The following is an 11,141-nucleotide window of genomic DNA, read 5'->3' as shown; positions in this document are numbered from 1 at the left end:
TGTCGCGTTAGCAACTTTTATATCATATCAGCATCTCAATTGAATGTCAACACTTTATTAAAAATATTTTTTAATTTATTTTGACACCGCTCAATCAGCGACTCAGTTATAATAACAAATCATTGGAACAAATGTCAATAACTTTTTTACATTTTTTTGTAATTAAGTTTTGTTATTTTAATTCCAAATTGCGACTTGATTATAATAGCATTTTGCGCTACCAACGTCAATGACTTTTTTTAAAAAAATTTATTGTTTACAACAACTATTAATATACCAAGGAAACGGCTTTAGGTCAATGCTTTGATAGACTTCTATACAAATAATTAATTCCCGATTATTTACCTTGAGCTACTGTTTATTTGTTCGTTTTTAAACCATATTTTCAAAAATGAGACTCGTTTTTAAATAAAAAAGGATAGAATTGAAAGTTAAAACCTTTCAACGCTACCCTTTTACTTCATCTTTTATTTTATCTCATTGTTGGAAATAATAAGACATCTCGAATCGATTGTGCATCTGTTAGTAACATAACTAGACGGTCAATCCCGATTCCTAGACCTCCGGTTGGTGGCAAACCGTACTCTAATGTTTCTAAGAAGTCTTCATCTACCCCATGTGCTTCGTCATTTCCATCAGCACGTTCTTTTTCTTGCGCTTCAAATCGTTGTCTTTGGTCAATTGGGTCGTTCAATTCAGTAAAGGCATTCGCAAATTCACGACCGACGATGAATAACTCAAAACGATCAGTAAAGCGAGGGTCTTGAGGGTTTTTCTTCGCAAGCGGTGAAACTTCGACTGGATGACCATAAACAAAGGTCGGATTTTGTAATGTTTCTTCCACAAACGTTTCGAAGAATTCATTTAATACATGTCCAACACTCATATTTTTTGTAATCGGCACTTCATGCTTCTCAGCTAATGCATGTGCTTCTTCTGTTGTCATTGGTTTCCAAAAATCAACACCTGTTTGTTCTTTCACAGCATCCGCCATATGAACACGCGCAAAAGAAGGGCCTAAATCAATCGCTTGGCCATCATAGGTCAATTGAGCTGTTCCTAAGACACTCGTCGCTGCATGACGAATAATACCTTCTGTTAGATTCATAATATCTTTATAGTCCGTGTAAGCTGCGTAACACTCTAACATGGTAAATTCCGGGTTATGTGTCGTATCGATTCCTTCATTACGGAAAACACGACCAATTTCGTAAACTTTTTCCATTCCACCTACGATTAAACGTTTTAAATGTAATTCCAAAGCAATCCGCATTGTCAAATCGATATCAAGTGCGTTGTGGTGTGTCATGAACGGACGAGCTGCTGCCCCACCCGCTTGGTTGTGCAAGACCGGTGTTTCGACTTCGATAAATCCTTGTCCATCTAAGTAACGACGAATCTCACTAATAATTTTACTGCGGTTAACAAAACGGTCAAAACTTTCTTTATTGCTGATTAGATCCAACGAACGTTGACGGTACCGTTGTTCGATGTTGGTTAAACCATGATACTTATCTGGTAAAGGACGTAGCGCTTTTGATAAAAGCGTAATTTCTTTCGCCTTGATGGAGACTTCACCGGTATCAGTTTTCATGATTTCACCCGTAACACCAAAAAAGTCGCCTAAATCGCTATGCTTGAAGATTTCATAGGCATCTTCTCCCACTTCATCTTTACGCACGTAAATTTGGATACGGCCATCACGATCTTGTAAATGAGCAAATCCAGCTTTCCCTTTACCACGTTTTGTAACCATTCTTCCTGCAATACTGCTAGAAAGACCCATTTCTTTTAATTCTTCTTTTGACCGTTGATTAAATAATTCATGCAATTCAGCAGAATTATGGGTCCGTTCAAAACGATGCCCAAACGGATCAATACCTTCTTTTTGTAATTGTTCCATTTTTTGACGACGAACTATCATTTGGTCGTTTAATTCTTCTTGGAATTGTGATTCTTCTGTCACGAGATATCCTCCGTTCTGTCTTTCACTTCTTCTATATAATGCCAATGAACGAACGAAAAAGCAAGTCGAAGTTCAACTACCACTTGTTTTTCCGCTCGGAATTTTCGCTTAAATCGGTTGGCTTTCGATTTTTTCTAAAAATGCTTCTAATAGTGGAACCACAACCTCACGACTCTCAGCTTGGTTAATGGCTGCTTTGACTTTCGCTGCACGCGAAATCCCTTTTAAATAGTAGGCAGCATGTTGTCTAAATTCGCGAACTGCAATATATTCTCCTTTTAAAGCGATCAGTCGATCTAAATGAAGAATCGCGGTTTCAATTTTCTCACGCGGTGTCGGTTCTGCAATTAACTCTCCTGTTGCCAAATAATGTTGTGTCCGGCGAATCATCCATGGATTCCCCAAAGCTGCTCGACCAATCATCACCGCATCACAACCCACTTCATCTAACATGCGTTTAGCATCTTCAGGCGTTTTTACATCACCGTTACCGATAAATGGAATCGTCAATTGTTGGCTAACTTCGCGTAAGACTTCCCAATTAGCCTTGCCTTCATACATTTGGACCCTTGTCCGTCCATGCATTGCGACAGCTGCTGCTCCAGCGGCTTGTGCAGCGAGGGCATTTTCCACGGCAAAAACGTGTTCGTCATCCCAACCAATTCGCATCTTAACGGTAACGGGCTTTTCGATGGCAGATGATACTGCTTCGACCATTTCATAGACTTTATTTGGATCCAAGAGCCATTTTGCTCCTGCTTCAGCTTTAATAATCTTATTTACTGGACAGCCCATATTAATATCAATGATATCGGCTGTCGTATTTTCCGCGACAAACTTCGCTGCTTCAACAAGCGAATCCTTTGTACCACCAAAAATTTGAACGCTTAAAGGATGCTCGGTTTCATCAATGTATAACATTTCTAACGTCTTCTTGTGACGAAAGTGAATTCCTTGATCACTAATCATCTCACAAACCACTAATCCCGCACCGGCTTCTTTTACCGTCACCCGAAACGCAGAGTTACTAATCCCTGCCATTGGTGCCACAACGACACGATTGGGAATCTCAACATTACCAATTTTCCAGCCGTGGTTCATTTACTCGTTGCCTCCAGTAATTTCTTGTTGCAACGCGACTAATCCAGCTTCATCAAATTGATATTTTTCATTACAGAATGAGCAAACAGCTTCTGCTCCATGATCTTCATCAATCATCGCTTGTAATTCTTGGTAACCAAGCGTAATCATCGCTTTTGAAAACTTCTCTTTTGAACAATCGCACGTAAATTGAACCGGCATTTCTTCCAAGAACATGATTGATTCGCCCTCAAAGATCAATTCTAAGATTTCCTCTGGTGTATTTCCAGCAGCGATTAAATCAGAAATTGGGGGCATCTTCGCTAACTTCTCTTCTAAATTACCAATCACTTCTTCACTAGCACCTGGCATTACTTGAATCATAAAGCCGCCAGCAGCTTTGATTGATTCATCTTTATCGACTAACACGCTTAAACCAACTGCTGAAGGAATTTGTTCAGAAGCTGCGAGGTAATAGGTGAAATCCTCTCCTAGTTCACCAGAAACAATCGGTACTTGACCAGAAAATGGCTCTTTTAAGCCTAAATCTTTAATGACGGTAAAGATGCCTTGCGTCCCAACAGCACCTCGTACATCAATTTTCCCATATTCATTTGAGTCAAGACTCACGTGAGGGTTTTGAATATATCCTTTGACATTCCCTTTGGCATCGCCATCGATAATGATCGCTCCCGCAGGTCCGTCTCCTTGGATTTTAACCGTTAACCGGTCATCGTTTTTTAAACTACTATTACTTAATAGTAATGTTCCAATTAAAGCACGCCCTAAAGCTGCAGAAGAAGTGTGCCAAGTCTCATGTCTTTTTTGCGCTTCGGAAACGGTTTTCGTCGCATTCAGTGCATAGGCACGGATCGAGCCACCGTAAACGAGTGCTTTTGTTAAATAATCATTCATTTATTTTTCTCTCCTTCGTATTTACTTCATGAATCATACTCGTATCTTTCTCTTTTTTCAACTTTGATGATTGAATTCTTTTAGCTTTTTAATCGAAAAAGAAGTGAGACCTCTCAACTCGAGAGATCTCACCAAAAGCGATTATTCCACCGAATCATCGGCTTCTTTCTTTTCTTCTTCTACTTCATGTTGTTCTTCCACTTGTTTTTGCGCATCTTTTTCTTCCAAAGCACGTTTGGCTTCTTCGTAGGATTGAACACGCTCACTCGGGAATTCATCCGCATTAAAATCAGCGGGCATTTCACCTGTTTCGAACAAAGCTTTGATCGCTTTGGCATCCAGGGTTTCAAACTCAAGTAATTTTTGAGCAATTAATTCGTTTTTCTCACGGTGCGCTTCGATAATTTCACGTGCTTTATCATGAGCAGAAATTAAGATTTTACGAACTTCTTGATCAATTTCAAAGGCAACTTGCTCTGAGTAAGCTTTTGTCTGACCATAGTCACGGCCGACAAAGACTTGATGATTACCCTCATATTGAACGGGACCTAAATCACTCATGCCATATTCTGTTACCATACTTCTTGCTAACGCAGTCGCTTGTTCAAAGTCATTGGAAGCGCCGGTTGATTGAACGTTGAAGAATACTTCTTCTGCCACACGTCCACCGAGTAATCCAACGATTTGTTCAAACATATCTTCTTTTGTATGAAGGAATTGATCTTCTTTTGGTAAAGCGATCATATAACCGCCAGCACGTCCACGAGGAATAATAGTTACTTTATGGACAAAACGAGCACGACTTAAGACTAAGCCACAGATTGTATGTCCTGCTTCATGGTACGCAATCATCTCACGTTCTTTTTTGTTAATGGCACGATCTTTTTTCGCTGGTCCCGCAATCACACGATCTTGGGCTTCATCGATATCGGAAGCATCAATTTGTTTTTTATTACGACGTGCAGCTACTAGCGCCGCTTCGTTTAAGACGTTTTCTAATTCCGCCCCAGCAAATCCAGGGGTTTGTTGTGCGACGATTTTTAAATCGACATCTTGTGCTAACGGTTTATTACGTGCATGCACACGTAAAATCGCTTCACGCCCTTTAACATCTGGACGACCGACTAAGATTTGACGGTCAAAACGACCTGGACGTAATAAAGCAGGGTCTAAAACATCTGAACGGTTGGTTGCCGCAATCACAATCACGCCTTCGTTTCCACCAAAACCATCCATTTCAACTAATAACTGGTTTAAAGTTTGCTCACGCTCATCGTGACCGCCGCCCATTCCAGCACCACGTTGACGACCGACTGCATCAATCTCATCAATAAAGATAATAGCTGGTGCATTTTTCTTCGCTGTTTCAAATAAGTCACGGACACGGCTTGCACCGACCCCAACGAACATTTCCACGAAGTCAGAACCTGAAATCGAATAAAACGGAACGCCTGCTTCACCGGCAACAGCTTTCGCTAATAAGGTTTTACCGGTTCCCGGAGGTCCCTCTAAGAGTACCCCTGCCGGAATTCGTGCACCTAATGCTACGAAACGACGCGGATCTTTTAGGAACTCGACCACTTCAACGAGTTCTTGTTTTTCTTCTTCTGCTCCTGCAACGTCAGAAAAACGAACTTTGACATCTTTTTTATCGGCTTCTTTCGCTTTGGACTTCCCAAAGTTCATGACGCCACGGCCACCGCCGCCGCCACCGCCGCCACCTTGTTGACTCATCATCATATAGAAGAAGAAGATGAAAATCACGAGTGGTAAGAAACTAACTAACAAGGACACCCAGATGCCGCTTGTTGATTCTTCTGCAATAACCGTTGCAATCCCATTTTCTCTTGCAACAGAGGTAATATTTTCTAACGTTGAATCATTCGGTAAGATAATAGTCGTAAAACGCGTAGTTGACGCTTGCGTTGAACCTAAAACACTCAATCCATTATTGTTTTCGATTGATTGTTCTTCTGCATATTCTCCTGTGATTCGGTAGACACCATTAGCTGGTTGAATTTTAAATTCTTTAATATCACCATTTTTTAATTGTTGGACAAATTTCGAATATTCAATTTCAGGTGTTTGGCTGTTTCCATTTCCGAGGAAAAAGTACACCACCATAACCATTGCTAATAAAATCAGCACATAATAAAGGGTATTCCTAACGGTTCCCTTGTTTTTATTGTTCATGCAGTTCCTCCTTGACATTTTATCTGCTTTTAACCATTATACTTGATTTGCCTTACTTTGGAAACGCTCAATTAATGGGTTTGTAAATACTTGGTTTTAAGACACCAACGTAAGGAAGATTGCGATAATGACCCATGAAGTCTAAACCATAGCCCACCACAAACTCATTTGGAACATCAAAGCCCACGTAATCTGCTTTAATATCTACCACACGACCTTCTTGTTTATCTAACAAGGTCACAATCTTCACTGAGTTTGCTTTGCGGTATTTAAATAAGTCCACTAAGTAAGCTAACGTCCGACCGCTGTCAATGATATCTTCTACGACAAGGATATCACGTCCTTCAACGTTCGTATCTAAATCTTTAATGATTTTGACTTCACCAGACGATACGAGTGCATTGCCGTAACTCGAAACGTCCATAAAATCCATTTCTAACTGACAATCCATTTCACGAATAATATCCGCCATAAATGGGACTGCACCTGTTAATACTCCGATCACTAATGGGTTTTTCCCTTGGTATTCTTCTGTTAAAACCGCACCTAATTCAGCACAACGTTGACTAATTTCTTCTCGCGAGATTAATACTTTTTCTATATCTTTTTCTAACATAAGGATCTCCTTCCAATCTTTACTTCTGGTATTTAAAAAGAAGTACGTAGTGTATTTTATCAGTTTCTTTCCCAATACTCAAATAGGAAAGCACAAAAGGAAGTATCGCCAAAACTTTTTTATTTTCATCCTTGAGTACCCATGAAGATTCTCTTTGATTCATGGGTATTTTTTGATCGATAAAATAACGCGATATCTTCTTCGTCAAGTAGGGCGTTAAAGAAATCCGATCCCCTGCTTGACGTTTACAAACGGTCAATCCTTTAACTGATTCTAGCACGACTTCTTGGCGAAATTCTGACCAATCTTTGACTTTTTCTAGAATTTTCTCTTCTCCTGGTAAAAATAGACCAAGCCATTCTTTCTCCGATAGGAAGATCCCTTCGCCAAGGATGAGCGTTTGCGCTTTGGCAATAGCACCAGTCTGCTCTCTTTTTTGTAATAGGAGTTTTTCATAGCGTCGAACAACTTGCCAATCAGCGACTAAATCCAGTGTCCACTGGGAATTCGTCGTTTTCAACAGTTTTTCAACTTGCTTTAGTTGTTTCTTTGAAATCGGCAAGTCAAACAGCTGCTGCGCTTTTTTCCCCACATCTGCTAGAAAAAACGTTTGTTCGACTTCCGAGCGCTTCTTATACCAAGCTAAGTCAATCATGAGTCTCTGTGACGTGATCAGCATTGCTTCTTTTTCCCATTGTGCTTGTGCTTGGTTGACCCAGCTTTCCACTAATTGAATTTGCTCAGAAAGTTGTTGAAAATGAGCCAGAACTTGAGGATTTTCTTCTTTAAAGAGCGGCAAGACTTGATGGCGCAGTCGATTTCGTTGATACTCCAGCGTTGCATTCGTTTCATCTTCAAAATATCGAAGTTGGTGTTGATGTGCATAGTCTAACAATTCACTTTTAGACTGATATAACAAAGGTCGTACCAATCTCCCTGGACCAAAAGATTGATTGAGTACAATTCCTTGGCTGGCAAATAATTCTCCGGTTCGAATCATTTTCATTAACATCGTTTCAGTTTGATCATCACTGTGGTGCGCTGTCAGTAAGACGTCATACTGTTGTTCTTTCATTATTTTCTCAAAAAATGCATAACGAAAGTCTCTAGCTTGTGCTTCCACATTTGAAATGAGGGTAACGGTCAACTGTTCACAGTAAAAAGGAAGTTGATGCTCTCGGCAATAGTCCGCGAGAAAAGCTTCCTCTTCTTGTGATTGCTCGCGAAAGTGGTGATTGATGTGCGCGACGCCAATTTCGACGCCTGTTTTTTTTAATTGTTCCATTAGGTCTAAAAGAACCATTGAATCGACGCCTGTTGAGACCGCAATTAAGATTCGCGTATTTGGTTGCCATAAAGCCTGTTCAAGCGCGAGCTTTCTCACTTTTTCGACCAACATATCCGCGACCCATCCTTTCTATAGAAAACATTGACTGATATTTTACACGAATACAGAAAAAACAGGAGGCCTGATTCATCAATCTTCATTGACTGCCACCTGTTTATTCTGATTTTGATTAGTTGCGGCGACCGCCACGGCCTCCGCGCTTACCTTCTGTGCTACGACGTAATGTTGATAAGCGGTCATCACTGTCTTTTAAGAATGAACTCATCAATGAATCGAAGTCGTCTTTTCCTGGGTTATTCGTATTTTGATTCTGATTTTGATTTTTAACGTATGGTTTTTTGGCTTGAGGACGTTGAAATTCTTTTTTAGGGAATTCACGTTTCTCTTCTGGCGGGTTATCTTGTGCCTTACGGATTGACAGACCAATTTTGCCATCGTTTCCAACCGTTGTCACTACTACTGTTACTTCATCTTTGACTTTTAACACTTCATTAATATCTTTTACAAAGCCGTTTGACACTTCACTAATATGAACTAAACCTGTTTTACCTGCTCCCAAATCAATAAACGCACCAAAATTTGTAATCCCTGATACTTTTCCTTTTAATTTCGCTCCAACTTCGATTGACATAAAACCTATGTTCCTCCTAATATTCTGAACCTTTTATTTATTCTTCAACTACAAAATATTTTGTAGCGATTCACATCTTTACTCTTTCGCCGTGTCTACTTCTGTACCTGGCAAAGGAAATACTAGCTCTCCTTCTTTCGAATACAAGAAACGTTCACGTGCAATTTTTGCAACATAATCTTCATCTTGCAATAAGGCAACTTCTTGTTCTAAAGCCGCTTTATTTTCTTTGATTGCTTGTTGCTCGGCAATCGTTTCTTCCTTATAACGCTCTAGATTTTGGAGACGTAAAGAGTCATTATAAAGCGAAATACCTATGCTCACAAAGATGACAGCCGCAAGACTGAAGAAGACCGCTAAACGGCGACGACGAAAAATAATCTCCCGACGTTTTTTCGCTTGAACAGCATAATGTTGCTGGGCGTATTCATTATCTAAAAATTGTAAGTTCGTTTGCTCTTCTTGACTCATACTGGACCTCCAATCATGATTGTCTGTTTCATTATACCAACATACTAAAGGCTTGTCTAACCTAATTTATGCAAAATCTTCTTGTTTTGTCTCAGAAAGGATGACATACATTTGTGCTGCATCCTCTTTTTTCGTTGATTCGTGTAATTCTTTAATTTCGTATAAGACGATTCGATTCCCAAACTGAATTTGCATTTGATCGCCGACTTTAATCGACGTACTTGACTTCGCTAGTTTCCCGTTGATCTGGATACGGCCTTTATCCGCCACTTCTTTGGCAACCGAACGTCGTTTAATAATCCGTGAAATTTTCAAAAATTTATCAAGTCTCATGTTTTCTTCCAACTTTCTGTACGATTTTTTTCCCAAAAGGAATCACTGCCCACTCTTCTATCGTAAACACTTTTAAATACACTAATGATAGACCAAAACTAACGATACCGACAAAAACACCGACTAACGTCCGAAGTAGCGCTGTTCGGCGATGCAGTACACCACCAAAGAGGAAGGTTAATCCCCCATAGACCAGCAAAATACTCATACTCATGACGGCAAGGGCTAAAAGCAAGCGAAGGCCAAAATGATCTTCCCGCCAAAAGGCATTAATGCTCGGCTGTTCTTGCTGAACCAACGCCATCAATACGACACTTAATGCAAGCAACATGGCTAGACTGGCGCCCATTGTTCCTAAAAAATACACCAGTAAAGGCGTGAAAATGAGTTTAGCGAGTAAGCCAAAAGCCGCAGCCTTTAATGCTTTCCGAAAATGGTTTTGACTTTGCGCAATACTTTGATAGCCATGAACGATGGCCATCAAACCGACAGAGAACACAAAAACACGCAAGACATCATTGCCGGCTCGATCTTTAAACAACGTATAATTCATATACGGCATTACTAACGCCAATCCGACAGAGGCCGCTAGACCAATCGTTGTCGTCAGACGTAAATAGAGGCGCGCGGAAAAAAGAAATTCGGACGTATCTTTTTCTTTTAAATAGCGCGTTAACATCGGAACAAAACTGGTCCCCAATGCTAATGCTACCACTAATCCTAATTGTACTAATGGTTGGCCACGATCAAAAACGCCTTTTTCAATCCGAGCGTCAAGTGGGCTTAAGCCTCTTTTTTCTAAGATGTTGACAAGTAAAAAAGAATCAATCAATTGTAACAAGATTAAGTATCCACTGTAGATGGAGACAAATCCTCCTTCGATAAAGAAGCGACGACGCCAGGTTTTTTCCGTCTTTTGAGTAAAGAGCGCACTCAGGTGATTGGTCTGTTGAGGATTGGCCCGTCGATAATAACGAAATAAAATGACACACGCTACGATTCCTCCGATAAATGACCCAATCATCGCAACTTGACTGACTTGATAAATATTCCAATCGAGTCGACGAAAACTCATTGCCGCGACCAAAATAATGCCAACTCGGATAAATTGTTCGGCGACTTGAGAAATCGCCGTTGGGACTAAGATCAAATTTCCTTGAAGCCAGCCACGATACATTGCTAAAGGCGGAATGAGTAAGAAGGTCAAGGAAGCGACCCGAATACTTGGTCCTAAGGCGCCATCCCCCATGAGTGTCGCAATCGGTTGACTAAAGAAGAAAATCAGCGCCCACAATAACAGGCTCAGTCGCGTCACAAAACTCGCGAGTTGTTGCAACTGCGTCGACTGATCTGGTGTCGCTTCTTGTTCTGCGACATACTTGGCAATGAATTGCGGTAAGCCCGTCAGCGCCAAAGTCATGGCAATCCCATAAAGAGGATAGACCTGTTGGTAAACATAAAATCCTTCGTCCCCCACGAGATTTTGTAAGGGGACACGATAAACGGCGCTTAAAATTTTCGCTATAAAGGCCGCTATCGTTAAGACAAATGCGCCGTGCATCATTGATTTTAATGGCTGCTTTTTCAT

10 protein-coding genes are annotated in these 11,141 nt (G+C 40.5%); all 10 read right to left on the bottom strand.

The features are described from left to right. Nucleotides 1-472 precede the first annotated feature (472 nt). Nucleotides 473-1,966, bottom strand: a complete 1,494-nt coding sequence (lysS, locus tag RU93_RS05540) for a lysine--tRNA ligase (protein ID WP_071874623.1) — start codon at nucleotides 1,964-1,966, stop codon at nucleotides 473-475. A gap of 108 nt (nucleotides 1,967-2,074) precedes the next feature. After that, nucleotides 2,075-3,067, bottom strand: a complete 993-nt coding sequence (gene dusB / locus RU93_RS05535) for a tRNA dihydrouridine synthase DusB (RefSeq protein WP_071874622.1) — start codon at nucleotides 3,065-3,067, stop codon at nucleotides 2,075-2,077. Continuing rightward, on the bottom strand, nucleotides 3,068-3,961 hold the full coding sequence (hslO, locus tag RU93_RS05530) for an Hsp33 family molecular chaperone HslO (RefSeq protein WP_071874621.1): 894 nt from the start codon (nucleotides 3,959-3,961) through the stop codon (nucleotides 3,068-3,070). A 141-nt stretch (nucleotides 3,962-4,102) separates the two neighbouring features. Then, on the bottom strand, nucleotides 4,103-6,154 hold the full coding sequence (gene ftsH / locus RU93_RS05525) for an ATP-dependent zinc metalloprotease FtsH (protein WP_071874620.1): 2,052 nt from the start codon (nucleotides 6,152-6,154) through the stop codon (nucleotides 4,103-4,105). A 67-nt stretch (nucleotides 6,155-6,221) separates the two neighbouring features. Further along, the gene (hpt, locus tag RU93_RS05520; RefSeq protein ID WP_071874619.1) at nucleotides 6,222-6,770 is read right to left on the bottom strand and encodes a hypoxanthine phosphoribosyltransferase; all 549 of its coding nucleotides are present in this window, start codon (nucleotides 6,768-6,770) and stop codon (nucleotides 6,222-6,224) included. Between the two features lie 19 nt (nucleotides 6,771-6,789). Continuing rightward, entirely contained in the window at nucleotides 6,790-8,169 is a 1,380-nt protein-coding gene (tilS, locus tag RU93_RS05515; RefSeq protein ID WP_071874618.1) for a tRNA lysidine(34) synthetase TilS, read from the bottom strand. Between the two features lie 118 nt (nucleotides 8,170-8,287). Next, on the bottom strand, nucleotides 8,288-8,749 hold the full coding sequence (locus tag RU93_RS05510; protein ID WP_071874617.1) for a S1 domain-containing RNA-binding protein: 462 nt from the start codon (nucleotides 8,747-8,749) through the stop codon (nucleotides 8,288-8,290). Nucleotides 8,750-8,827: 78 nt separating this feature from the next. Next, the gene (locus tag RU93_RS05505) at nucleotides 8,828-9,220 is read right to left on the bottom strand and encodes an FtsB family cell division protein (RefSeq protein WP_071874616.1); all 393 of its coding nucleotides are present in this window, start codon (nucleotides 9,218-9,220) and stop codon (nucleotides 8,828-8,830) included. Nucleotides 9,221-9,286: 66 nt separating this feature from the next. After that, nucleotides 9,287-9,553, bottom strand: coding sequence for an RNA-binding S4 domain-containing protein (locus RU93_RS05500; RefSeq protein ID WP_071874615.1), 267 nt, complete (start codon nucleotides 9,551-9,553; stop codon nucleotides 9,287-9,289). Then, nucleotides 9,543-11,141, bottom strand: a complete 1,599-nt coding sequence (locus tag RU93_RS05495; protein WP_071874614.1) for a putative polysaccharide biosynthesis protein — start codon at nucleotides 11,139-11,141, stop codon at nucleotides 9,543-9,545. Before RU93_RS05495 ends, RU93_RS05500 begins: the two co-directional genes overlap by 11 nt.

Source organism: Enterococcus aquimarinus, assembly GCF_001885765.1.
Lineage (GTDB): Bacteria > Bacillota > Bacilli > Lactobacillales > Enterococcaceae > Enterococcus_I > Enterococcus_I aquimarinus.
The sequence above is the reverse complement of the archived record's forward strand: the minus strand, read 5'-3'. Positions and strand labels throughout refer to the sequence as shown.

Excerpts from the sequence above, each read along its gene's own strand:
- dusB (WP_071874622.1), bottom strand. The coding sequence starts at position 3,067 with ATGAACCACGGCTGGAAAATTGGTAATGTTGAGATTCCCAATCGTGTC.
- hslO (WP_071874621.1), bottom strand. The coding sequence starts at position 3,961 with ATGAATGATTATTTAACAAAAGCACTCGTTTACGGTGGCTCGATCCGT.
- ftsH (WP_071874620.1), bottom strand. The coding sequence starts at position 6,154 with ATGAACAATAAAAACAAGGGAACCGTTAGGAATACCCTTTATTATGTG.
- hpt (WP_071874619.1), bottom strand. The coding sequence starts at position 6,770 with ATGTTAGAAAAAGATATAGAAAAAGTATTAATCTCGCGAGAAGAAATT.
- tilS (WP_071874618.1), bottom strand. The coding sequence starts at position 8,169 with ATGTTGGTCGAAAAAGTGAGAAAGCTCGCGCTTGAACAGGCTTTATGG.
- RU93_RS05510 (WP_071874617.1), bottom strand. The coding sequence starts at position 8,749 with ATGTCAATCGAAGTTGGAGCGAAATTAAAAGGAAAAGTATCAGGGATT.
- RU93_RS05505 (WP_071874616.1), bottom strand. The coding sequence starts at position 9,220 with ATGAGTCAAGAAGAGCAAACGAACTTACAATTTTTAGATAATGAATAC.
- RU93_RS05500 (WP_071874615.1), bottom strand. The coding sequence starts at position 9,553 with ATGAGACTTGATAAATTTTTGAAAATTTCACGGATTATTAAACGACGT.
- RU93_RS05495 (WP_071874614.1), bottom strand. The coding sequence starts at position 11,141 with ATGAAAAAGCAGCCATTAAAATCAATGATGCACGGCGCATTTGTCTTA.